25 protein-coding genes are annotated in these 24041 nt (G+C 53.6%); 15 read left to right on the top strand and 10 right to left on the bottom strand.

All coding sequences use genetic code 11. From position 1 onward, the window contains the following. Positions 1-26 precede the first annotated feature (26 nt). From sufB to ACT3RQ_RS15400, 6 genes are all read left to right on the top strand, one after another. Entirely contained in the window at positions 27-1469 is a 1443-nt protein-coding gene (gene sufB, locus ACT3RQ_RS15375) for a Fe-S cluster assembly protein SufB (RefSeq protein ID WP_444640425.1), read from the top strand. Between the two features lie 79 nt (positions 1470-1548). Further along, the gene (gene sufC, locus ACT3RQ_RS15380; RefSeq protein WP_172118323.1) at positions 1549-2298 is read left to right on the top strand and encodes a Fe-S cluster assembly ATPase SufC; all 750 of its coding nucleotides are present in this window, start codon (positions 1549-1551) and stop codon (positions 2296-2298) included. Then, complete coding sequence (gene sufD / locus ACT3RQ_RS15385) at positions 2295-3638, top strand: Fe-S cluster assembly protein SufD (RefSeq protein ID WP_444680813.1); 1344 nt, start codon at positions 2295-2297, stop codon at positions 3636-3638. Before sufC ends, sufD begins: the two co-directional genes overlap by 4 nt. A 27-nt stretch (positions 3639-3665) precedes the next feature. Then, on the top strand, positions 3666-4931 hold the full coding sequence (locus ACT3RQ_RS15390) for a cysteine desulfurase (protein ID WP_172118321.1): 1266 nt from the start codon (positions 3666-3668) through the stop codon (positions 4929-4931). A 26-nt stretch (positions 4932-4957) separates the two neighbouring features. Beyond that, positions 4958-5527 (top strand): putative Fe-S cluster assembly protein SufT, encoded by a 570-nt coding sequence (sufT, locus tag ACT3RQ_RS15395; protein ID WP_444640427.1) that lies wholly within the window; start codon positions 4958-4960, stop codon positions 5525-5527. Between the two features lie 18 nt (positions 5528-5545). Continuing rightward, positions 5546-6268 carry a SanA/YdcF family protein gene (locus ACT3RQ_RS15400; protein ID WP_193055125.1) on the top strand — a complete coding sequence of 241 codons (723 nt, stop codon included), beginning with the start codon at positions 5546-5548 and terminating at the stop codon, positions 6266-6268. Positions 6269-6271: 3 nt separating this feature from the next. On the opposite strand, the gene ACT3RQ_RS15405 is transcribed toward ACT3RQ_RS15400, so the two are convergent. The 4 genes from ACT3RQ_RS15405 to ACT3RQ_RS15420 all read right to left on the bottom strand — a co-directional run bounded on the left by ACT3RQ_RS15405 (position 6272) and on the right by ACT3RQ_RS15420 (position 9268). Further along, entirely contained in the window at positions 6272-6718 is a 447-nt protein-coding gene (locus ACT3RQ_RS15405) for a hypothetical protein (protein WP_172118319.1), read from the bottom strand. Between the two features lie 88 nt (positions 6719-6806). Then, the gene (gene rimK / locus ACT3RQ_RS15410; RefSeq protein ID WP_087111618.1) at positions 6807-7715 is read right to left on the bottom strand and encodes a 30S ribosomal protein S6--L-glutamate ligase; all 909 of its coding nucleotides are present in this window, start codon (positions 7713-7715) and stop codon (positions 6807-6809) included. 40 nt (positions 7716-7755) lie between these two features. Further along, positions 7756-8196 carry an ATP-dependent zinc protease family protein gene (locus ACT3RQ_RS15415; RefSeq protein WP_444622487.1) on the bottom strand — a complete coding sequence of 147 codons (441 nt, stop codon included), beginning with the start codon at positions 8194-8196 and terminating at the stop codon, positions 7756-7758. A gap of 37 nt (positions 8197-8233) precedes the next feature. Next, positions 8234-9268 carry a DUF3549 family protein gene (locus ACT3RQ_RS15420; RefSeq protein ID WP_444640428.1) on the bottom strand — a complete coding sequence of 345 codons (1035 nt, stop codon included), beginning with the start codon at positions 9266-9268 and terminating at the stop codon, positions 8234-8236. Positions 9269-9554: 286 nt separating this feature from the next. Here ACT3RQ_RS15420 and ACT3RQ_RS15425 point away from each other — a divergent pair, with 286 nt between their 5' ends. Then, on the top strand, positions 9555-9887 hold the full coding sequence (locus ACT3RQ_RS15425; protein WP_172118353.1) for a YqcC family protein: 333 nt from the start codon (positions 9555-9557) through the stop codon (positions 9885-9887). A gap of 168 nt (positions 9888-10055) precedes the next feature. Here ACT3RQ_RS15425 and putP read toward each other — a convergent pair whose 3' ends face one another. From putP to ACT3RQ_RS15450, 5 genes are all read right to left on the bottom strand, one after another. Further along, the gene (putP, locus tag ACT3RQ_RS15430; RefSeq protein WP_193055123.1) at positions 10056-11546 is read right to left on the bottom strand and encodes a sodium/proline symporter PutP; all 1491 of its coding nucleotides are present in this window, start codon (positions 11544-11546) and stop codon (positions 10056-10058) included. A gap of 309 nt (positions 11547-11855) precedes the next feature. Beyond that, positions 11856-15047 (bottom strand): bifunctional proline dehydrogenase/L-glutamate gamma-semialdehyde dehydrogenase PutA, encoded by a 3192-nt coding sequence (gene putA / locus ACT3RQ_RS15435; RefSeq protein ID WP_444640429.1) that lies wholly within the window; start codon positions 15045-15047, stop codon positions 11856-11858. Between the two features lie 149 nt (positions 15048-15196). Then, a complete protein-coding gene (locus ACT3RQ_RS15440; RefSeq protein ID WP_444640430.1) occupies positions 15197-16030 on the bottom strand; it encodes a helix-turn-helix domain-containing protein in 834 nt (277 codons plus the stop codon). A gap of 31 nt (positions 16031-16061) precedes the next feature. Then, positions 16062-16421, bottom strand: coding sequence for a hypothetical protein (locus tag ACT3RQ_RS15445; RefSeq protein WP_172118313.1), 360 nt, complete (start codon positions 16419-16421; stop codon positions 16062-16064). A gap of 241 nt (positions 16422-16662) precedes the next feature. Further along, complete coding sequence (locus ACT3RQ_RS15450; RefSeq protein WP_172118312.1) at positions 16663-17070, bottom strand: CBS domain-containing protein; 408 nt, start codon at positions 17068-17070, stop codon at positions 16663-16665. Positions 17071-17288: 218 nt separating this feature from the next. On the opposite strand from ACT3RQ_RS15450, the gene ACT3RQ_RS15455 reads away from it, so the two are divergent. From ACT3RQ_RS15455 to ACT3RQ_RS15490, 8 genes are all read left to right on the top strand, one after another. Beyond that, positions 17289-17873, top strand: coding sequence for a YqaE/Pmp3 family membrane protein (locus ACT3RQ_RS15455; RefSeq protein ID WP_444640431.1), 585 nt, complete (start codon positions 17289-17291; stop codon positions 17871-17873). A gap of 89 nt (positions 17874-17962) precedes the next feature. Next, complete coding sequence (locus ACT3RQ_RS15460; protein WP_444640432.1) at positions 17963-18832, top strand: carboxylate/amino acid/amine transporter; 870 nt, start codon at positions 17963-17965, stop codon at positions 18830-18832. Between the two features lie 85 nt (positions 18833-18917). Then, entirely contained in the window at positions 18918-19850 is a 933-nt protein-coding gene (locus tag ACT3RQ_RS15465) for an NAD(+) kinase (protein WP_172118309.1), read from the top strand. A 2-nt stretch (positions 19851-19852) separates the two neighbouring features. After that, positions 19853-20839 carry a metallophosphoesterase gene (locus ACT3RQ_RS15470; RefSeq protein ID WP_444640433.1) on the top strand — a complete coding sequence of 329 codons (987 nt, stop codon included), beginning with the start codon at positions 19853-19855 and terminating at the stop codon, positions 20837-20839. Positions 20840-21072: 233 nt separating this feature from the next. Beyond that, the gene (locus ACT3RQ_RS15475; protein ID WP_172118307.1) at positions 21073-21924 is read left to right on the top strand and encodes a rhomboid family intramembrane serine protease; all 852 of its coding nucleotides are present in this window, start codon (positions 21073-21075) and stop codon (positions 21922-21924) included. Between the two features lie 10 nt (positions 21925-21934). Next, entirely contained in the window at positions 21935-22219 is a 285-nt protein-coding gene (locus ACT3RQ_RS15480; RefSeq protein WP_087111591.1) for a YeaC family protein, read from the top strand. After that, on the top strand, positions 22203-23048 hold the full coding sequence (locus ACT3RQ_RS15485) for a DUF2797 domain-containing protein (protein WP_253927050.1): 846 nt from the start codon (positions 22203-22205) through the stop codon (positions 23046-23048). The genes ACT3RQ_RS15480 and ACT3RQ_RS15485 overlap by 17 nt, the downstream gene beginning before the upstream one ends. Positions 23049-23131: 83 nt before the next feature. Continuing rightward, positions 23132-23557, top strand: coding sequence for a CopD family protein (locus tag ACT3RQ_RS15490; protein WP_172118306.1), 426 nt, complete (start codon positions 23132-23134; stop codon positions 23555-23557). 21 nt (positions 23558-23578) lie between these two features. Here the strand turns inward: ACT3RQ_RS15490 and ACT3RQ_RS15495 are convergent, their stop codons facing one another. Next, positions 23579-24040: a DUF2231 domain-containing protein gene (locus ACT3RQ_RS15495; protein WP_193055116.1), complete on the bottom strand. Its 462-nt coding sequence runs from the start codon at positions 24038-24040 to the stop codon at positions 23579-23581. Position 24041 lies beyond the last annotated feature (1 nt).

A 24041-nucleotide genomic window follows, 5' to 3' on the forward strand; every position in this document is an offset into this window, starting at 1 on the left:
CCACCAACTGCCCGGAGGGTAACACCATGGCAACCGAAGAAATGGAACAGTTGGTTCGTCGCGAATACAAAGATGGCTTTGTAACCGATATTGAAAGCGACACGCTTCCACCCGGTCTAGACGAAAATACCATCGCGTTTATCTCCAAGAAGAAGGGTGAGCCGGAGTGGATGCTTGAGTGGCGTCTTGACGCTTACCGCCAGTGGTTGGTCATGAAAGAGCCTTCCTGGGCGCATCTTGATTATCCGCCTATCGACTACCAGGCGATTTCCTACTTCAGTGCGCCCAAGCGCCCCGAAGATGGCCCGCAAAGCCTCGACGAAGTAGATCCCAAGCTGCTGGAAACCTACGAAAAACTGGGTATTCCACTACACGAGCGGGCGGCGCTTGCCGGCGTTGCAGTTGATGCGGTATTCGATTCAGTATCCGTAACGACGACCTTTAAAAAGGAACTGGCTGAAGCCGGTGTTATCTTCTGCTCCATTTCTGAGGCAATCCGCGATTATCCCGAGCTGATCAAGCAGTATTTGGGTACCGTCGTGCCGGTGGCCGATAACTACTTTGCCGCGCTTAACTCAGCCGTGTTTACCGACGGCTCGTTCGTATTTGTTCCTGAAGGCGTTACCTGCCCGATGGAGCTATCGACGTACTTCCGTATCAATGCGGCCAATACCGGTCAGTTTGAGCGTACGCTGATCATTTGCGAAAACCGTGCTCAGGTCTCTTATCTGGAAGGTTGCACCGCGCCGATGCGCGATGAGAACCAGCTGCACGCGGCCGTTGTTGAGCTTGTCGCATTAGATGATGCGTACATCAAATACTCTACCGTTCAGAACTGGTACCCCGGTGATGAGAACGGTAAGGGCGGCATCTATAACTTCGTGACTAAACGTGGCGACTGCCGTGGCGCACGTTCACGTATTAGCTGGACCCAAGTCGAAACCGGCTCGGCCATTACCTGGAAATATCCTTCCTGCGTGCTGCGCGGTAAAGACAGCATTGGCGAGTTCTACTCCGTTGCCGTTACTAACGGGCGTCAGCAGGCCGATACCGGCACCAAGATGATTCATATTGGTGAAGGCACGCGCTCCTATATCGTGGCCAAAGGTATTTCGGCAGGTAAGAGCGACCAGTCCTATCGCGGCCTGGTGAAAATTGGCCCGCGTGCCAAGGGCGCGCGTAACTTCACGCAGTGTGATTCGCTGCTGATTGGCGACAAGTGTGGCGCTCACACCTTCCCGTATCAGGAAATCGGTAACAGCACGGCAACGATTGAGCATGAAGCCACCACCTCTAAAATTGGTGAAGATCAGCTGTTCTACTGCCGGAGCCGGGGTATTTCCGAGGAAGATGCGGTCAGTATGATTGTTAACGGTTTCTGTAAAGATGTTTTCCAGGAGCTACCGATGGAGTTCGCGGTAGAGGCTGAAGCGCTCTTGAACGTGACATTGGAAGGCGCGGTAGGCTAATCGTTTAGCCGGATTGCCGTACACATTACTTTGATACGCGTCGCGCCAGCGACTCGCCAGAATTAGAAGGTTTATGACTATGTTGCAAGTAACTGATTTACACGTCACCGTTGAAGACAAGCAGATCCTTAAAGGGCTTACCTTGACCATCAACGCCGGTGAAGTACACGCCATCATGGGGCCTAACGGCGCGGGTAAATCAACCCTGTCAGCGGTGATTGCAGGTAAAGATGGCTATGAAGTCACCCAAGGCAGCATCACCTTTGAAGGTAAAGACGTACTTGAGATGGAAATTGAAGAGCGCGCCCAGGCAGGCCTGCTGTTGGGTTTCCAGTACCCGGTTGAGATCCCGGGGGTAAAGAATATTTACCTGTTGAAGTCAGCGCTGAATGCCCAGCGCAAGGCGCGCGGTGAAGAAGATATGCCAGCGCCTGAGTTTATGAAGCTGGTAAAAGAGAAGCTTGGCTCTATGAAAATGGACGCCAGCTTCCTGCAGCGCGCGGTTAACGAAGGCTTCTCTGGCGGCGAGAAAAAGCGCAACGAAATTCTCCAAATGCTGGTTCTCCAGCCTAAACTCGCCATGCTGGATGAGATCGACTCCGGCCTTGATATCGACGCCATGAAAGTGGTCGCCGACGGTGTTAACAGCCTGCGTGCCGAAGAGCGCGCGATTCTGTTGGTAACCCACTATCAGCGCCTGCTTGACTATATCGTTCCTGATAAAGTCCACGTCCTGGTTGACGGCCGTATTGTTAAAACCGGTGATGCCGAGCTTGCCAAAGAGCTAGAGGCTAACGGATACGAAGGTATTGAGGAGTCTGTGGCATGAGCGATACGCAAACCTTTCTGGACACGCTAAAAGCGCGTAGCCAGCAGCGCGAAACGGAGCCGTCGTGGATTGCCGCGCGTCGCCAAGCGGGCGCTGCTCGCTTTGAAGCGCTGGGCTTTCCCACGCGCCGTGACGAAGAGTGGAAATATACCGATGTTCGCACCATCGCTCAGGGTAACTTTACACTGGCCGATAATGGCGACTACTCACCCGCTCAGGCAGCAGCATTAACGCTACCTCTCGCGGCTTATCGGTTAACGTTTGTTGATGGTGTTTACGCCCCAGCGCTGTCGGATATCGACGCACTGCCCCAGAGCGTTCATGTTATGCCACTGTCAAAAGCGCTTGCTGAAAATCACGAAGCGGTGGGTGGCCCACTTGGCCGCTTAACAGGCGTGGATTTCTCTCCCTTCGCAGCCTTGAATACCGCGTTTATGGAAGAGGGCGCTGTGGTGCGTATCGCGCCGGGTACGGTGGTCGATAAGCCTATCGTGCTGCAGTTTCTCTCCAAGGCGAGCAGTGCGCCGGTGATGAGCCATCCACGTATTCTGGTTGAGGCGGGTGGTCGCAGTGAAGCCACGTTGATTGAGCACTATTGTGGCGATCAGGACGCAGCCAACTTCACCAACATTGTGGGCGAATTTATGTTGGACCGCGGCGCTATCCTGAACCACTACAAGCTTCAGGAAGCACCGCTTAACGACATGCATATTGCCAGCATGCATGTTGAGCAGGGGCGCGATAGCCGTTACACCTCGTATAACCTGAATCTAGGTGGTGCGCTGGTGCGTAACGACCTGATCAGTGACCTTAATGGTCAGGGGGCCGAAACCAACTTCTTTGGCCTGTTCTTCGGTCAGGGTCGTCAACACGTGGACAACCACACCAAGGTCAATCATAACGCGCCCTTGACGTTCTCCAATGAGAACTACAAAGGCATCCTGGATGACCGTGCGCATGGCGTGTTTAACGGCAAGGTGTACGTTAAGCGCGATAGCCAGAAGATCGAAGGCTTTCAGAGCAACCAGAACCTGCTGCTGTCTGACCGCGCCCAGATTGATGCCAAGCCTGAACTTGAAATTTATGCCGACGATGTGAAGTGCTCTCACGGCACCACGACCGGTCAGCTAGATGAAGAGGCTATTTACGCGCTGCGTACGCGTGGTATCGATGAGGCGACGGCGCGGGGGCTGTTGACCCTGGCCTTTGCCGGTGAAGTGCTGGATAAAGTGACGCTGGATGAAGTCGCTGAGCGCGTAGAGCTTGCGGTTGCCGGTAAATTGCCGGAACGCTTTAACCTGGCTGGCCTGGTAGAAACGGCCGTCGCGCTCAACGACTAAGTTCTACGGCCTACTAAGGAGTGATGAATGTCGTCTACGGTACTTGAGAAAGCGACAGCGAATGGCCAGGCACCTTTTGACGTTCTGGCACTACGCAATGACTTCCCGATCCTTCGTCGGGAAGTGCATGGTAAGCCGCTGGTCTATTTGGATAACGCTGCCACCAGCCAGACGCCTCAGCAGGTAATAGACGTGTTTAGCGATTACTACTCGCGCTATAACGCGAATATTCACCGTGGCCTGCATACGCTGGCCGATGAGGCGACGGTGGCGTATGAAAACACACGCCAGCGTGTTAAAGCGTTTCTCAATGCTGAAGAGGCGCGCCAGATTATCTTCACGCGTGGCACGTCGGAAGCCATTAATCTGGTGGCTCAATCATGGGGTCGTACCCACCTGGCAGCAGGTGATGAAGTATTGATCTCACTGCTTGAGCATCACTCCAATATTGTACCGTGGCAGCTATTGGCGGCTGAGCGTGGTTTTACCATTAAAGTGATTCCGGTGGATGAAGCGGGGGCACTGGATATGGCGGCTTACCGTGCGCTGTTAAGCGAGCGCACTAAATTGGTCGCCGTGAACCATGTGTCTAACGCACTGGGAACCATTAATCCGGTAAAAGAGATGGCGGCACTTGCCCACCAGCATGGTGCGGTCATTCTAATTGACGGCGCGCAGGCGGCACCTCATCAGGAAGTGGATGTACAAGCGATTGATGCCGATTTTTACGCCTTCTCTGGCCACAAGGTTTACGGGCCAACAGGCGTCGGCGTACTTTACGGTAAGCAGGCACTGCTTGAATCCATGCCGCCCTGGCAAGGCGGTGGTGAGATGATCAAGACGGTCTCCTTTGACGTTGGCACTACCTTTGCAGATATTCCGCATAAGTTTGAGGCAGGCACCCCCGCCATTGCTGAAGTCATTGCCTTGGGCCGCGCACTTGAGTGGGTCGAAGGTGTTGGCGTCGCGGCGATTGGAGAGTGGGAAGGGGTGTTGCTTGAACATGCCACTCAAGGCGTAAAGCGCATTGATGGATTGCGGATTGTGGGAACCGCGCCGCACAAGGCCGGGGTGCTATCGTTTGTCGTTGACGGTGCACACTCCCAGGATATTGGTCTGTTGATCGATCAGTTAGGCGTCGCCATACGTACCGGTAATCACTGTGCGCAGCCGCTGCTTCAACACTTTGGCGTGGATGCTACGTGCCGAGCATCGTTTGCGGCGTATAATACCCTCGAAGAAGTGGAGGTGTTTATTGCCGCTCTCAATCGCGTTATTGGCATGGTGCGTTAAGGCAATCTATGAGTAACGAGAAAGCTATGGACATCGAGCAAATCGCGAGCCTTGAGCGGGGCCAGAAATTGCCACTTCAGCGTGACGTGGAAGCTATTGCGATTCCCTTTGGGAAAACGGATATCCTGGCGGAAGATAGCGTTGTTAGCGTGATGCAAGCCAAGGGCAGCTCGGTCAGTGTTGGCTTTGAAGGGCGCCTCTATCTCATAGAGGGGCGCAATTTAGATGCCTTGGGGCTTGAGGCGTTACCGCGCCCGACACTGCACGAAAATGCCAGCGAGGAAGAAATAGAGCAGTTTGTATGGGGCCAACTACGGACCTGCTTTGATCCGGAAATCCCGGTTAATATCGTGGATCTCGGGCTGGTGTATGGGTGCCGTATTGAGCGGCTGATTACGGGCGAACAGGTCGTGACGATCCGCATGACGCTGACCGCTCCTGGCTGTGGGATGGGGGATGTCATTGCGGCAGATGCACGTAATAAAATTCTCGGAGCGCCCCAGATTAGCAAGGTCCATACCGAGATTGTGTTCAGCCCTTCCTGGAACCGTGACATGATGAGCGACGAGGCGAAACTTGAGCTTGGCATGTTCTAAGCGCCTCAGGATAGCCGGATGCACAGCGTCTTGCTAAGGTGGATCAAACGCCTGCTAATGTCGCTAGGAGCTTTATTGCTGCTGGCGGCATTGCTATTTGTAGGCGGTAATTTATGGGTAGTAGGTAGCACGGCACGCTACATCGAAAGCCAAGTGCTTGAGTGTCGCCCTGCGGATGTAGGGATTGTATTTGGCACCTCCCACTGGACTCGCAGTGGTCTACGTAACCCGCATTTTCATGCCCGCATGCGTACGTCAGCCCTGCTTGCCAATGAGCAGCGCGTGTCTCATTTGTTGCTGTCGGGGGATAATCGTACCCAAGCATATAACGAGCCGCGTGCCATGTGGCGTGATTTGCATCGACGAGGCGTACCTGCCGAGCAGCTCACCATGGATTTTGCGGGGTTTAGTACCTACGATACGCTGGCGCGAGCCCGCGACGTTTTTCAGCTTGAGCAGGCGCTTTTGGTGACCCAAAGCTGGCATTTGCCGCGCGCGATATTTATTGGTCGCGCACTTGGGTTGGATGTAACGGGATGCGTTGCAGAAGAGAACCCTGCAGCCGATGAGTGGCGTTTGAGAGCGCGCGAATGGTTGGCGCGAGTTGCGACGCTGGGCGATATCTATATATGGAATCGGCAGCCTTACTTTCTGGGCCCACCCGAACCCATTGAGCTTCAAAACGTCGTGCCATTCACTGCGCCGACGCTTGATAGGCTGGAACCAGAACAAGTTTTATAGAGCTTAGCGCTTTGCTTTACGTTTTTGCAGCGTATAAAGCTCGCGAATAAGCTTACGGCACCCCTGCATGCACTCATCCACCACCGGCTCAATGGGGTCGGGTAGGGGATGGGTAAACAGGGTAGATAGTGCCTGCATCAAAACTCGCTCTTGCTCTAACAGCTCGTTGATTAATACCTGGCTATCGTTGCCCACAAAGCTTTTTAGACGGCTCCATAGCCATAAAAAATCATCGCGTTCAACGTCAGCATCTCGCGGCAGCATCTTTAAATGTGCCCGTGCAAGTTCCTGGAGAGAGCGCATCTGCTTTAAGCGCGCTGTATAGTGCGGCTTCAGCGCATCACGCAGCGAGGGGCGCAGGCGTTCGATATTGTCCTGGAAATAATCAATGCTGTCGGCCAGCGCTTCTAACACACTGTCCATCGCCACTTGGCGATTGTCGAGAAACATGAGCGTCTACCTCCTTCGGTGACGCAGATTGTGGGGGGGGCAGCAAATATTTGCCACCCCTCATACGGATTATTTTTGGTTTTTTCCCTTAACCTTTAGGCTTGGGCGGCGCTTTACGATTTGGAGAGGCATTTTTTTCAATATGTTCAATGATCAAGCCTGCAATATCTTTACCGGTTGAGTTCTCAATACCCTGAAGGCCTGGTGAGGAATTGACTTCCATAATGACCGGCCCGTGGTTAGAGCGTAAAAGATCGACCCCCGCAACGCGTAGGCCCATGGCTTTGGCTGCCCGAATGGCCGTTGAGCGCTCTTCCGGCGTAATCCGAATAACACTGGCCGTGCCGCCCCGGTGTAAATTAGAACGGAACTCGCCTTCTGCTGCCTGACGCTTCATGGAAGCGACGACTTTATCACCAATAACAAAGCAGCGTATATCCGCGCCGCGAGCTTCCTTGATGTACTCCTGAACCATGATGTTGGCCTTCATGCCCATGAACGCTTGAATCACCGATTCAGCGGCCTGGTTGGTTTCAGCCAATACAACGCCGATGCCTTGCGTGCCTTCCAGCAGTTTGATGACCAGTGGGGCGCCTTTAACCATGGTAATCAGGTCCGGAATATCATCCGGCGAATGGGCAAAGCCGGTAATCGGCAGCCCAAGTCCCTTGCGCGAAAGCAACTGGAGCGAGCGCAGCTTGTCACGGGAACGAGTAATGGCAACGGAGTCATTAATAACGTAGGTGCCCATCATTTCAAACTGACGCAGTACCGCACAGCCATAGAACGTTACTGAGGCGCCAATGCGCGGAATGACAGCATCGAACGGCTCAATTTCCTGCCCCTTGTAGTGAATAGAAGGGTGGTGAGATGCAATACTCATGTAGCAGCGCAACGTATCAACAACGCGGGCCGAGTGCCCACGCTGCTCAGCAGCCTCGATGAGGCGACGTGTCGAGTACAAATTGCGATTACGTGACAGTAGTGCGATATGCATTCAGGACTCCGGGCCAAATAAAGGGCTAATCGTCATTAATTTAAGGCTCGCCATGTAAAAATGCAGCGCCCGGGGCCACTAGCAGGCGGCGCATGGCGCGGCGCCCTAATAGCATGGCGTGACGCATATTGCTGCGATCTGTCAATGTCAATTCAACAGGAAAGCTCAGTTGACCCATTTCCATCATCGTACGAACAACATATCGCCATTCACTATGCCCATTTGAGCTGGTCACCCGGCGTCTATCATGCAGATGCATTTTTAGGCGATGGGCGGGCGTTTCTGGCCCACCGCTATGGGTGATAAAGCTAATCCATAGCTGCCCATGCTCATCTTCATGTGTTTCAATTTCCTCGGCATGCAGTGCTGATGTACGTGCCCCGGTATCTGCCTTACAGCATAGGTGAAGCCCCAGCTCAGGCAACGTCACCATCTCGCGGCGGCCAATAACCGCTTTAGCCTGGTAGGGTAGTTCCTTCACGGCTGACTCCTTGAAATTCGTTAATAGCGCTGCCCATTTAACGGCTAGCCGCTGATGTCATGGCCGCCATACGTCGCTGTATGGCCGAACCGTTAGGGGCATCTCGTAACGCTACCATTATTGGTAGCCGTAAACGCGGTATTAAAGCAAGGTCGCGCACGACCGCAGAAAAGTTGGTCCGTTCATCCTCCGCCAAGCGGCTCAGGAAAAGCGGTAAACGATGCGCGTCTTCCAGTAAGAGCCAACCGCGACCAGCCATCGCAGCCAGTACATCGGGTCCACACGCATGAGCGTCTTCCAGCAAGCTTGTATACCAGTCGCCTACGCTTGGTTGGCATGTGCTACCCACCGCACGAATACAGGCGCAGAGCGTTTCAACATCGCCTTCACTCGCCGCTTTTTCACCTATTTCACGTAGCGCCAATACTATCGACGCCGCTAGAGGCTGATGCTCTAAACAGTAGCAGAGTGAGTGCACAACGCTAGTGGGTAGGGTGGCGAGCCGGGGGGCCAGGGTGTTGGCTTGGGAATCATCCATGCGTGCCGTGAAATCGGCGATTCCTTGAAGCCCCAGTGCTTGCCAGTCAATGGTTTGCTGGCCGGTCAGGTAGGCTTCAACAGGCTCGAAATGTTGGCTGGCGGGCAGTTCACGCTCTTGCGTTGCGAAGGCGTTGAGCACTGCCTGGAAGGTTACGTTAGGCGTAAAGGCGAGCGGATTATCCGTCATTAAATGATCCACGTCTTTAGCGTTCTGGCCTACGTATGCAACATTTTTCCCCAGGGTTTCCATCAGGCGATTTAAAAATCCATCGCGCTGAGCGGGGGAGAGCAGCCCCTGCTCGTCAAGAGGAAGCGCTAAAAACCATATCGCCGGTTCGGGCATGTCGCCTAGCCGAAATATGGCCGCGAAGCGTGCCTGACCTTGCCAGGGCTCGGGCCAGGCACATTGGCCACGCTCAAAGCGACTCAGTGTCTCACGCGAGCAGGCACTCACGCGTCGGCCCATATAATAGAGCGAAACCTCGGCGCCACTACGTGTAAAAAAATCATCAATGGTCTGAATCGGTTGCATGATGTCCTTCCGCTTTGCAAGTCTGCACTCTACCTTGACCGCTGCACAGTGTCAGCCGTAACGGTCGATAAATTGGTGCTTTTTTATACGGATGATCAAAAAATGAACAACTTCCTGCAAGCCTCTTGAGAGTAGCGTTAGCGAGACCTTTCCATAGTTTATCCACAGCCTCTTGCAGGTTTTCTGTGAATCGGTGAATAACCCAAGTTGGCGGGGGATAAAGTGGTAACTCGTGAACAGAGTTGGGATAATGGGCATTAACCAAACTGATTTGACCAAGGTGTATATGAGCGTCCATCAACAGCTTCAAACCGCGCTTCTTGAGCTTGAAGCCGCCATGAAGGCCGCCAATTTATGGCGCGTCCCCACGCCGGATGTAACGGCGTTCGCAAGCCAGGAACCCTTCTGTATTGATACGATGTCGCTGCCCCAATGGGTGCGTTTTGTATTCGTGGCGCGGCTGAATGCGCTCGCCGAAGCGAAAGCGCCAATGCCTGCGAAATGCGAGGTAGCCCCGGCAATGGCCGCCTATCTTATTCAGGAAAAAGTACGCCCCAGCGACCAATGGTTGGTCGTGCGTGCTTTTGAGAAAGTCGACCAGCTGGTTACCGAGAATTAATTGGTAGTACGTCGCCTTGTATGCGTTGCGTCAGAATCCTTTGGTGACGCATCCAAAAGCGATGACCGACGGCGGTGACCGATCAGTTGCGCGTTTGTTAGTACCGTTGTGCAATACGAAAAGGCCACCTCGCGGTGGCCCTAGTAACGCTCTATTGATCTACTGCGGTTAAGACTCAATACGCTGATATTCACCGGCATCAGCGGTCATGCTACTTACCACCATAATGGCGATGAAAGAAGCGATGAAGCCGGGGATGATTTCATAGATGCCGGGGCCACCCATAAACTCGCCGTTCCAACCCAGGGCGATCCAGATAATAACGGTGAGAGCACCTACCACCATGCCTGCAATGGCACCCGCGCCGTTGGTGCGTGGCCACATGAGTGACAGAATGATTAAGGGACCGAAAGCGGCACCAAAACCTGCCCACGCGTTACTCACCAGGCCAAGTACCTGTGACTCTGGATCAGAGGCGATAATGGCGGCTATCAGGCCTACCAGCACGACACAAATCCGGCCAACGGTAACGGTCTGCTTTTCCGATGCTTGTTTGTTCAGGAACAGCCGGTAGATATCCTCAGTCAGTGATGAAGACGCCACCAGAAGCTGGCTGGAAATAGTACTCATCACTGCCGCCAGAAGGGCCGCAAAAAGGAAGCCGGTCACCAGCGGATGGAATAAAAGCTCTGCCAGGATAATAAAGATAGTTTCGGGATCCTGAATTTCCAGGCCATTACGAATAGCGTAAGCCCGGCCAAAAATACCGAGCGAGATGGCGCCAATCAGGGAAATAGCCATCCAACCCATACCAATATTACGGGCGGTAGGCACATCTTTCAGATGCCGGATAGCCATAAAGCGCACGATAATATGCGGCTGACCGAAATAACCCAGCCCCCAGGTCACCGCCGAGAGCCAGCCAATAAAGGTCAAGCCCTCTGTCCACGACAGTAGCGTTGGATCGACTTCATTAAGGGTCTGGGTTGCTTGGCTGAAGCCCCCACCGCCTTCGCCGAACAGCACCACTGCGGGCATGATAATTAGCGCCAGCATCATAATGCAGCCTTGTACAAAGTCCGTCAGGCTCACGGCCAAAAAGCCGCCCACTACGGTGTAGACAAGTACCACGCCCAGCGTGATGATGATGCCGGTTGCGTAATCGCTTAGGCCACCAACATTCACCAAGCCAGAAAACGCACTTTCGAATAGCTTACCGCCAGCCACCAAGCCTGACGCGGTGTAGACCGCGAAGAAGATGACGATGACTATCGCCGAGACCGTTTTCAGCGACATTGCCCGGGTCGGGAATCGGTTAGCCAAAAAGGCGGGGATGGTGATTGCATTGCCATAGTGAACGGTCTGTTCACGCAGGCGGGGTGCAACCAGAAGCCAGTTGAAGAAGGCCCCGACGAACAGACCGATGCCGATCCAGGCAGAGCCCAGGCCCGATACAAACATCGCGCCAGGTAAACCCAGCAGCAGCCAGCCACTCATGTCTGAGGCACCCGCTGAAAGAGCGGCTACTTTAGGACTTAAGGTACGGCCGCCTAGCACGTAATCTTCAGAGGTGGATGTCGATGTGCGCATCGCATAAAGCCCGATGCCGATCATCAGCGCAAAGTAAGCAAAAAGGCTGATCCAAACGCCAATAGCCATGAAATTCTCCCGTTTATCAAGTCGGATAGCACCGACCGGTGAGTGCGCTTACCGAGCCATGCTTGGTAATAGCACAGACTTATTGTTGTTAACCCTATTTCTTGTTAACCCAGCCTTTTGTTCACGCTGTAACCTGCAAACATTTGGCGAAGGTACCGTCAAAAAGAGGTTTCAAGCGTTTATTTGCCATATTCCCTGTGCCTAATGCCCCCCTTCTGTGGAGGGGGCATGTAAAGGCCGTTACGCTTTTATTTTCAACCATGAGAGATCCTTTTTGAGGAGTTCAGGTTTTCCATTTAGATGAGCTATTTACTCATCGCCTAGCGCCAGCAAGGACGCATTCCCGCCTAAAGCGGCCGTATTGTTAGTAATTGTCTTTTCAGTGATAAAACGCTGCAGGTAATTCGGCCCGCCTGCTTTAGGGCCTGTACCTGAAAGCCCTTGTCCACCAAAGGGTTGAACGCCTACTACGGCCCCAATGATATTACGATTAATGTACACATTGCCCGCACGAATTTTCTGTGCAATGCCCGCAGCAAAGGATTCATTACGGCTATGGACACCAAACGTTAGCCCGTAACCCCGGCTATTGATATCGCTGATCACCTGGTCAAGCTCGCTGGCCTTATAGCGCACAATGTGCAGTACAGGGCCGAATTGTTCGCGGGTTAACGCATTGATACTGTCGATAGTAAAGGCCACGGGGGCCACGAAGGTACCGTTTTCGGTGTGCTCGGCTGACATGGGCGTTTCGGCGACCAGGCGATCTTCCCCTTTAAGTTTTTCGATATGCTCAAGCAGGCCCTTGCGCGCCTCCTCGTCGATCACCGGGCCAACGTCAGTACCCAAATCGCGCGGATCACCGATACGCAGCTCGTTCATTGCGCCTTTTAAAATCGTGATGACGCGGTCGGCAACGTCGTCTTGCAGGTAAAGAACTCGCAATGCCGAGCAGCGTTGACCAGCGCTTTGGAACGCAGACTGGATAACATCCACCACGACCTGCTCGGGAAGCGCGGTAGAGTCGACGATCATGGCGTTCATGCCGCCGGTTTCAGCAATCAGCGTGGGCAGCGGCGCATTTTCACGCGCAGCCAAGGCACGGTTGATGATCTGCGCCGTGTCGGTGCCGCCGGTAAATACCACGCCAGTAATGCGTGGGTCAGAGGTCAGCACGCTGCCCACGGTCGGGCCATCGCCTGGCAGCAACTGAACCACATCGCGTGGCAAGCCCGCTTCATAAAGCAGCTCGATCACCCGGTGGGCGACAATTGACGTTTGCTCGGCAGGCTTGGCCAGCACGGTATTGCCCGCAACCGCCGCCGCAACAATCTGCCCGCAGAAAATCGCCACCGGGAAGTTCCACGGACTGATCGCGGCAAACACGCCTTTACCGCCCATGATTAGCTGGTTGGATTCACCGGTCGGGCCAGGCAACTCAATCGGCTCGCCGAAGGAGTCTTCCGCGCGCATGGCGTAATAGCGGCAGAAATCGACGGCTTCTTTGATCTCGTCCACACCGTCTGTTAAGAGCTTGCCGCCTTCGCGTGAGCAAAGGGTCATAAGCTCCGGCATGTGCTCTTCCATCAGGTCAGCCAAACGGCGCAGCACGGCAGCGCGTTCGGTAACCGGCGTGGTTTCCCAGCGCGGGAAGGCATCCCAGGCAGCGTCAAGCGCCTTGGTGGCCTGTTCTTTAGTTGTCCACTGAACGCTGCCTACGCTTTGACGGCGATCAAAGGGGCAGGTCACGTTGTGGGTATTGGCAGCATCGTCCGCCACATCGAACGCCAGCAGCGGTTTGACCGGGTACTGCTTATCCATAAAAACGGCCATCTTATCCATTAACGGATAGAAGTGGCTGCGGATATTCAGGTTGACGCCTCGCGAGTTGCGCCGCTTGGACCCATAAATATCCTTGGGTAGCGGAATCTGCGTATTGGCTAAGGATGTCTGCTTACGCAGAGCCTCTATGGGGTGCTGGCAAAGCCATTCCACCGGTACTTCGGGGTCGACCAATTGGTGAACAAACGACGAATTCGCGCCGTTTTCCAGCAAGCGGCGAACCAGATAGGGTAGCAGGTCTTTGTGCGCGCCGACTGGCGCGTAGATGCGGCAGTACGTACCTTGGGGAGCGCGCTTCAGGGCAGCTTCATAAAGGGCTTCGCCCATGCCGTGCAAACGCTGGAACTCAAACGGACGACTATCGTGATTGGCTAATTCAAGAATAGTCGTAACCGTATGCGCGTTATGGGTCGCAAACTGGGGGAAAATGCGCCCGAGGGTGTCGTTTGACAGCAGGAACTGAGCACAGGCCAGGTAGGCAACATCCGTGCACGCCTTGCGGGTATAGACGGGATAGCCGTCGACACCCAGCTGTTGAGACTCCTTGATTTCGCTATCCCAGTAAGCGCCTTTCACTAAACGCAGCGGAATTTCATCACCTTGCTCATCCGCTAAGCGGTTAATGTAGTGCAGGACCGGCAGGGCGCGCTTGGAGTACGCCTGCACGACCAGTCCAAAGTGTCCCCAGCCTTTGACCGCATCGCTTGAGTAAACGTCGCGGAAAACTTCCAACGAAAGCTCCAGACGGTCAACTTCTTCGGCATCAATGGTGACTGCCACATCCAGCTCGCGAGCTTTGGTGACCAGCTTGATAAGTGTATCAACCAGCTCTGCCAGCACCTGTTCGCGACGACCAAACTCATAGCGGGGATGCAGCGCTGAGAGTTTGATCGATACCGAAGGCTTGGGCGTTTTATCACTTAAGTGCTGGGACGTTTTACCCACCTGCTCTATGGCGCGGGCGTAGTCGTCAAAGTAGCGTTTGGCATCATCGTGGGTGCGTGCGGCTTCACCCAGCATGTCGTAGGAGTAGGTGTAACCTTTATTGAATAGCGGCTTGGAGCGTTTTAACGCTTCGTTAATATCACGGCCCAATACGAACTGCTTGCCCATGATTTTCATCGCTTCAACCATCGCGCGACGAATCACAGGCTCACCCATACGATTAACCATGCGGTTAATAAACGTCGCAGGCTGGCCATCTTTAGGGTGATCAAGCTTCAGGACACGGCCGGTCATTAACAGGCCCCATGTGGAGGCGTTTACCATCCACGACTCACTTTTGCCGGCATAAGATTGCCAGTCAGCGGGGCCAAGCTTATCTTCAATCAGCGCATCAGCGGTGGCTTTGTCGGGAATACGCAGCATCGCTTCAGCCAGACACATCAGCATTAGCCCTTCGTGGGTATCCAGGCTGTACTGCTGTAGGAGCTCATCAATGGTGTCTACCGCCGTGTCCATCTCACGAACATCGTGGATGAGCGCTGCGGTATTGGCTTCAATGCGGGAAAAATCGTCGCGATCCGTATCCAGCCACGTGATTAATTCGCTGACGTAGGTTTCTTCGTCCACAAGGTAGTGGTCGCTCACCTGAGCCATCAGCGTATCAAGGTCCGTTTGCCAAGTGGCAGAGTCACGCATGTTTTTAGCGTTGAGCATTGAGGCCCCCGTAAATTTACATAAAACGAGTAGGTGGTAGGGCATTTCGCCCAAGCTGCGCTCGAATGTAGAGTGGTCTGTGTTTCCGTGTATGTCGTTTTCTCGGTAAAACGTGTCAATTTCGCGGCAAGCAGGGCTACTTTGCGACCTTAGTAGTGTGTGCTTGATGCTGCCAGTGGTTTTTTGAGCATAGTGGAGGATGCTGTCGTTAGCGAAACCGGTGCCTCTTGGCGTAGAGCACGGGGCGATATGCCGTAGCTGCGCCGAAACGCATGAGAGAGTGCGCTCTGGTTGGAAAATCCTGTTTGAATGGCAATGTCGGTTAACGGCAACCGACTTTGCAAAATCAGCTGCCGAGCCGCGTGAAGTCGTCGGCGCTTAACGTATTGCCAGGGCGAAAGTCCTGTCTGATTACGGAAGCACTCTGAAAAGTGGGCTTCACTCAGGCAGGCAAGCCTGGCCAAGTCAGCAACGCGCAGCTCATCGGCCAAGTGGCGGTTAATAAAGCGGTCGATAAGAGAGACATCAATTCTGCGCAGAGAAGCCGATGGGGTATGCCCAAGGCGCGCTTTGAGCGAGCCCAGTAGCGTGGCGGCCAAGCGGTCTTGCTGAAACGAGATAGGAGAGGTATCAAACCCTTGGGCAAGCTCGCTTTCCATAAACGCCAGGTAGTGGCGTAAAGGGTTATCTAACGCAAAAAAGCGCGGCACATCAAACAGGGCGACCAACTCGCGGTGTTCACCTGTCAGGGCGGGCGCATTTTCTGGCAGATCAATAATCAACTGCCGGTTATGCCCATGGCCTGAGTAGTAGTGCTCGTGATTGGCAGGCACGATACAGCCTGAGAACGCATTTACACGCCCGCCGAGCCCCTCAATTTCAAACTCCGAGGAACCACACAACGTAATCACAATTTGGTGAAAGTCATGTGCGTGATGATGGGTTGCGCTCGCCAGCGGTATTTTGCGAATAGTACTGGGCATCAGGTTGTCTCCTCGGCGCTTTCAACCGCATCTACGTTTGACGCAAGGCGGTATGAGCCGCCAGATGATCTCGTAATACTTGTAGCTCCGCTTGCCCTTCCTGATTTAATAGCGGTTTGCCTTGGGCGATTTGCCAGCGTCGCCCATGCAGCTCCATTAAACGCGACGCTCTGCGTCGAATGCCGTCCAGATAGTCATTATGACGTATTGGATAGCCGATAATCGTATCCCACTCGGCTTCGCTCACTTGGCTATCCAGGGCCTTGTCAAACAGTGCCAGCAAATCCTTTGGCTCGGTACGGTAGCGCGGCGTACCTACCGTCATCAGGGCTAATAAAACAGCACCTATCACCAGCAGGCAGACGCCGAGTACCAGTAGGTACAGTGCCATGCATCCACTCCTGTGCTCTTTCATGAATTGAATGCTTAAGTATACGCGCGACCTCTTAAAGACAAAAATTTTAAACGATGGCGAACTTTTTCGGCGCAAGGTGTCTGAAGTAGTACGACAACGTAGCGATAGCAGTCGCTAATAGTGTTGTCCTAGCTATTGTTTCTCGATCCCTTGCTTCCGCTGCCTTTTGGGCAGCGGTTTTTTTATGCGCCACTGTTTTTTCATACGTACATCGTTATCAATGGCGGCGAATGGTTAGCAAGGCCATAAGAATATCGCGCCGGGTCACGATGCCGACGAGTCGCTGTTGTTCAACCACCGGGTAAACCTTGGGTTTGTCTCCGAGCATTTCCTGGGCAAGGTCTGTGATGCTTTTGTTGGGTGTGGTGGTAAGCACCTCTTCGCGCATCAGCTCACCCACCAGTGGGGACTCATGGTCATGGTATAAGCAGTCAAGCACACGGCCTAGCACATCTTTCTCAGAAATATAGCCGATTAATCGATCTGCCATATCGACTACCGGCACACCAGGCAGGCGATGAAGTGCCAGCCCCTGTGACAGCGTGGTAATTGAGGTAGATGGCGAAACGCGGTAACAATCCTTGGACATGATATCGCGGACAATATGCGGGCTTGGGTGTTTCATCTTGGCACTCCTTACGCACACTTTCATTTACCTTACTTGTGTGTGCAGCATTTGGCGAAGGCATCGTGGCTAAGTGCAACGTTTATGATGTTATTCGATAATAGGGTGAGTAACGTCTTAAACGTATTTACTCACTGTAGATGATTTAGGCGTAGTTGATGTAGGTGGACGCCACGCCTATTCAACGCTTTGCTGAACGTGACTCAAAGGAGCTTTACATGGATGCACGCGAATACCTGAACCGCAAAGGCGTCGGTGTCGAGCGGGAATCTGACCGCCCCAATACCCTTGAGGAAAAATCCTGGGAGCGAGCCCGCGGGGCAGGGGAGCAGCGGCCCAAGTCGGGTACCCCTCATGATTGGGAGGATTGGGAGCGCTATCACGACGAGCTGGCGAAAGATGCCAGCGAACTAGAGCAAAAAATTGATAAGCAGGCACATCGAAAAGAGACACTTGAGGCAACGCCTGCCGAGCAGGCGCACGAGGCGGTAGAGCACTTTACGCCTCCTAAGCCATCGTCAGCGCCCCATCCGCATGTCGCCAACCCCGATGCGCAAGTTGTAAGGCCTGGCATCACGCTTAGCGAGCCTCACTCAAGTGCTGATCAACCTTCGGCCAGGCGTGCGGATAGCGAGCCAGGCGCACTCAAGGCAGCCTATCTCGCCTTGGCTGTTTTGCTCCCGCCGTTAGCTCTGGGGCTCACCGGCGCGGGAGGCACGCGCCTGCTTATTGGCATTGTGTTAACGCTGCTGGGTTGGCTGCCTGGGGTTATCTATGCACTTGTGTGGCTCCAGCGTCGTTAACTTATTTCTTGGCTGTTGGTTTACCTGTTGGCAGGCCCTAAGAAATCCGTATAATTTGCGTAAACTATTTCTAAGAAACGAGGTTTACGGTGGGCTATCTAATTAGCGTGACAGCGCTTTGGGCGTTTTCCTTTTCTTTAATCGGGGTTTATCTAGCGGGGCAGGTCGATAGTTATTTCGCGGTGCTTGTGCGGGTAACCCTGGCGATGCTGGTTTTTTTACCCTTTTTGCGCCCCAGCCTGCTACGCGGCAAACAGCGTATTACGCTGATGGCGCTTGGCGCCATTCAACTTGGGGTGATGTACACCTTTCTTTATCAGTCGTTTCTACTGCTTTCAGTGCCAGAAGTGCTGCTCTTCACCATCTTTACGCCGGTGTATATCGCTTTACTGGATGATCTGATGTTTGGCCGTTTCACGCCTATCTACTTACTTACCGCACTATTGGCCGTTGTGGGGGCTGCTGTCATTCGCTATGACGGGATCGACAGCGGCTTCTGGCTCGGTTTTTTTGTGGTCCAGGGGGCCAATCTCTGCTTTGCGCTAGGCCAGGTCGGGTATCGCCGCTTGGCCGCAGACTTGCCGGCTGACCTTGCGTGGCATAACGTTTTTGGATGGTTTTTCATTGGCGCCATGGTCGTTGCACTACCGGCTTATTTACTGTTCGGCAATAGTGCGGCGTTACCCAGCACACCGCTGCAGTGGGGAGTGCTTGCCTGGCTTGGTCTGGCCGCCTCTGGTGTGGGGTATTTTGCCTGGAACCAAGGCGCTACCCGCGTCGATGCCGGTACTTTGGCGATCATGAATAATGCACTCATCCCGGTCGGGTTATTGGTTAATCTTGTCATCTGGAGCCGTGAGGCCGATATCGTTCGACTACTGCTGGGCGCACTGATCATGGCGGCCTCGCTCTGGTTGAATCACTGGTTACTCCAGCGACGTAAGGTAGCGACAGCCTAAGGGTTTCTCTTGATTTGGTTAGGCGTATTTGCCCCATACTCCCGGTATCCCCATAATGTCAGGCTGATGCTAGCGAGAGCCGCCCATGCCTAACACGTCACCACCCACTTCAGCGCCGCTAACCGGCCAAGGAAGCTCACGGCCCTTTAAAACGATTGGCTTAATTGGGCGCTTGGGCAGCGAGAAAGTCATCGACTCGTTGCAGCGGCTCATTAGCTACCTGGTCGAGCATGATTACAGCGTTTTGATTGAAGACCGTACGGCAACGGCGCTTCCCCAGCACGGGCAGCCGGAAGCCAGCCGCCGTATGCTGGGCGAGCTTTGCGACCTTGTTATTGTGATCGGCGGGGACGGTAGCCTGTTAGGCGCCGCCCGCACATTGTGCCGCAGTGGGACACTGATGTTAGGCGTTAACCGTGGCCGCTTAGGGTTTCTTACCGATATCTCGCCTGACGAGCTGGAAAGCCGAGTGGGCGAAGTATTGGCGGGCGAATTTGAAATTGAGCAGCGTTTTTTGCTGGAAGCGGTGCTTTATCGTAATGGCGTTGCGGTCGGCAATGGTGATGCATTAAATGAAGTCGTCGTGCATCCGGGTAAAGCCGTCCGCATGATTGAATTTGAACTGTTTATTGATGGTCAGTTTGTTTACAGCCAGCGCAGCGATGGCTTGATTATCGCAACGCCTACCGGCTCTACCGCGTATGCACTTTCCGGCGGTGGCCCCATCATGCATCCCAAGCTTGATGTCGTGACGCTGGTGCCCATGTTTCCGCATACGCTTTCCAGCCGACCGATTGTGATTGATGCCGCCAGTGAGATTCGAATTCATATTGGTGAAACCAACCAGACCTACCCACACATTAGCTGCGATGGACAAACCCGGGCGGTTGCTAAGCCGGATGATGTACTGGTGATAAAGCGCAAAGCCGAACGTGTGCAGCTTGTGCACCCTATCGGACATAACTTCTATGATGTGCTGCGCAGTAAATTGGGTTGGAGCCACCGGTTAGGGGATTAAGCATGACAGGCTACGACCTGATTGGTGATGTTCACGGCTGCGGTGCCACGCTAGTCACCTTGTTAGAAATGCTGGGTTACCGCGAACAGCGTGGCGTTTATCGCCATCCGCAGCGTAAAGTTATCTTTTTGGGTGACCTGATTGACCGTGGCCCACGTATTCGCCTCGCCGTCACCGTTGCGCGACGCATGGTCGAGGAGGGCGAAGCCTATATTGTGATGGGCAATCACGAACATAATGCACTCGCCTATATGCACCCGGCGCCACCCGGTAGCCATAAGCGTTGGCTGCGTGAGCATACGCCGCGCCATAATCGCATCATGGAAGACACATTGGCGCAGTATCAGGATTACACCAATGAGTGGGATGACACGCTCGCCTGGTTTAAAACACTGCCGCTTTTTTTAGAAATCGATGGTATTCGCGTGGTACATGCCTGTTGGGACGATAGGTTGATCGAGCAGTTAAAACAGCGCCTGCCTGATGGCCGTATGGATACGCGATTTTTGATCGAATCTACTGATCCTGGCACGCAAGCCTATCGCATCATTGACCGCTTAACCCGTGGGGCCAACATTCCCTTGCCTGGCGGTATCGCGATTCATTCAGGCGATGGCTATACACGGCAAAGCTTTCGAGCGCATTTTTGGACCGCTAATCCAACCCGTTGGGGGGATGTGGTTTTTCAACCCGACCACTTGCCTGGCGACCTGGAAACACGCCTATTAACCGAAAACGAGCGCCAGCGTTTGAGTTACTATGGGCCGGAGCAGCCGCCTCTGTTTATAGGCCATTACTGGTGTGAAGGTATTCCTGCGTTACCTGCTCCCAATATTGCGTGTTTGGATTATAGTGCTGTCAAGTATGGTCGTTTGGTCGCCTATCGATGGGACGGCGAAACACCGCTGAATGCAGATAATTTCGTTTGGGTAGAAGTGATTAAAGAAGAGTGTTCCCAAGCCAATTTATATGGAAACGATTTTTATTAACCTATGTTGTCTTAATATACAAGGCTTTACATTTTTTTTATAAAACTGCTGAACTAACTGTGCGGTCGGCCATCAGAGTAGGTGTTCCCTTGAATGATCCCTTGCTTTATCCGGCGGCCCCCTCCGCCGGTTTTTTTTGGCCATGATTTTTTGCTTATGGTATTTGTCTTCATGCAGCAATAGTCGATGAAGGGGTTGGTTTTCAAAGGCGAGGGCCTCAATAGGGAGAGTTTATGCACCCCGTAATGCACTTACCAAGTGATGCTGATACGCAGGAACTGCGTAAAGCACTTTGGCACTATCGAATTGGGCATCGCATTACAGAAGAAGCCGAGGGCCCTCTGCTTTGGATAGCCGACCCACGTCAGCACGCAGAGCTTAAAAGCCTGGTAGCGCGCTGGGAGCGTGGCGAAGCACTTATTGTTGATCAGCCCGCCAATCGCCGCTACGCATCCGGCAATATACTAACCACCTTGCGCCATGTTCCTGTTACCGCTATCGCGATGGCTATTAGTCTTGTGATATTTGCGTTAACGGGGGTGTTGGGTGATAGCGTCGTGATGGCGTTAACCATCGTGCCGATAGAAATTTCGGGCAATCAGTTTGTATATCGCAGCTTAACCGATGGGCTAATAAACGGGCAGGTATGGCGGCTGCTTTCACCGGCATTCCTGCACTTTGGCTGGATGCACTTGATCTTCAACCTTATGTGGTTATGGTACTTTGGGCGCCAGGTGGAGGTGCTACAAGGCAGCCGTACCATGCTGCTTCTGCTTTTAGTTGCGGGTATCGGCGCTAATCTTGCGCAATATTTTACCGGAACCGTGCTGTTTGGCGGTATGTCGGGCGTGGTTTATGCCCTGCTAGGGCATGTTTGGGTGATGTCGCGACGTGCGCCACAACGTGGTTTTTTCGTTCCTCAAATGCTGGTTGTGTTTATGTTGGGGTGGATGGTGTTCACCATGACCGATATGGCCAGTTGGGTAGGTTTTGGCAATGTCGCTAACGAAGCACATTTAGGTGGGCTCCTCGTCGGGCTTATTACTGGCGTGTATTATTCGTCTCGCCGTTTGAAAACAGATTAAGAGATTCGTAATGAGCGATATGACGTTCGATAAAATGATCAACCAAATGACACCTGCGATTTATGAAAGCCTTAAGCAAGCGGTGTCGCTGCGTAAGTGGCCCGACGGTCGCTTTCTTACCGCTGAGCAAACAGAGCTGTGTCTGGAAGCGGTGATGCGCTTTGAGGCTGAAAATAACGTGCCTGAAGAGAAACGCGTGGGTTATCTGGAGCAGCGTACCTGTGGAGCGGCGTCTTCTGGCGCAGGCGTTACGCCAGAAATGGCAGGTTTGGGACGGGATGCAACGCGTGGTTGAACAGGCAGTGCAAGGGTGTTTACGCAAGATGTCGGTCGTATTGCCTGACCGGCCGGGTGACCAGGTGAGTTACCATTTGCGTGCTGGGGATCAGCACATCCCCCTCAATTCGCGCGTAGGCAAGCCGATATCGCTTCATTGGAGCGGCGCTATTGCTTGTACTCACTGTGGTCGAGCGACTAAAAAAAGCTTTGCTCAAGGGCATTGTTATCCGTGCTTCAAGCGCTTGGCGCAGTGCGATACCTGCATCATGAAGCCTGAGACGTGCCACTTTTTTCAAGGCACATGCCGCGAGCCTGAGTGGGGCGAAACGCATTGTTTCCAACCGCATATCGTGTATTTGGCGAACTCATCGGGCTTAAAAGTTGGCATCACCCGTAAAACACAGATGCCGACTCGTTGGATGGACCAGGGCGCTATCCAGGCGCTTCCCATACTTGAGGTCGACACGCGTCAGCAATCAGGGTTCGTCGAGATGCTTTTCAAAGAGCAGGTAAGCGACCGAACCAATTGGCGGGCTATGCTGAAAGGGGAGGTGGAGACGCTTGATTTAATTGCCGAACGTGATCGCCTGTTGGAAACGCTTGATGGCGGTTTGAATCAGCTGCGCGACCAGCATGGCAATGACGCAATTCGTGAGCTGGATGAAACGCCCTACACGTTTGATTACCCGGTGGAGACGTTTCCACGCAAAGTGACTTCCCATAATTTTGACAAACAACCCTTGGTCGAAGGCGTGTTACAAGGCATTAAAGGACAGTATCTCATTCTTGATAGTGGAGTGATTAATCTTCGTAAATTCACGGGTTACGAAATCACCCTAAGGTAAATCGGCTAGCCAGAGTGGCGAGCGTTGACTAAGGTGAGTGGAGTGTTCTTTCACTAAGCCTAACGCAATGCAAGGAAGCCTCAATGCCTTGGCTAAAACTTCTTCATATAGCCTCGCTTGTTGTCTGGTGCGGCTCGCTGCTGTATCTGCCTGCGTTACTCAGCTATACGCTGCAACTTCGTAAAGACGCAGGCTTTGCGCAGGGCTCTCCTCCCATGCCACGGTTTTTTTATATTTCTGTGGCAACACCGGCAGCGCTAATTGCCATATTTTCCGGCACGCTTCTCTTTATCTTGCATGGTTTGGTGGGCGGCTGGCTGGTGCTCAAGTTAGGCGCTGTTGTTGCCATGGTGGCTGCCCACGGCGCCTATGGATGGCTAATTTTACGTCTGGAAATGGGGATTTATAAAGGCGTAAAAACGGCGTTAATACTCGCGTTTTTGGTGGCCCTGGCGGGCATTCTTTGCGTGCTTGGGCTGGTATTAGCCAAGCCGCTGGATTGGAGCTAGCCCGCCATGACTACTATCGCATCACTCTTCAACTTCGACACCGACGGCGTGTTCATACACGAGTTGGCCGCCCAGCCAGCCAGCCAACGCTACCAGTCCGGCGGTTACCACAGAAACCGCAATGCCCCAAGGCAGCACCAACTCCGGTTCGCTAAACCGGATCAGCCAGTTAAGCGAAGCAAGCGAGAGCATGACAACAGCGACAATAGCGTGGCTCCAGCCGGTAATGAGACGGCGAATTTGGCCTACGCTCACCAGGTCAATGATGCCTGCAATACTCGCCAGCCAGCCCCCAAGCGCCCCTATACCCGCCAGCCACAAACCTACGCGCAGCCAGAAAGGATCGTCGGTATACCAGTATCCCAAATCGCAGGCTACCAGGGCCATCAGTGCAGCCACGGGAAAGTGAACCATCAGCGGATGCAGCGGGTGGCCAGAAATAGAAGCGCGACTTTTGATATTACGCCTATTGGAGTTTGCCATT

This window comes from Halomonas sp. AOP43-D1-4 (genome assembly GCF_052446175.1).
Taxonomy (GTDB): Bacteria; Pseudomonadota; Gammaproteobacteria; order Pseudomonadales; family Halomonadaceae; genus Vreelandella; species Vreelandella citrativorans.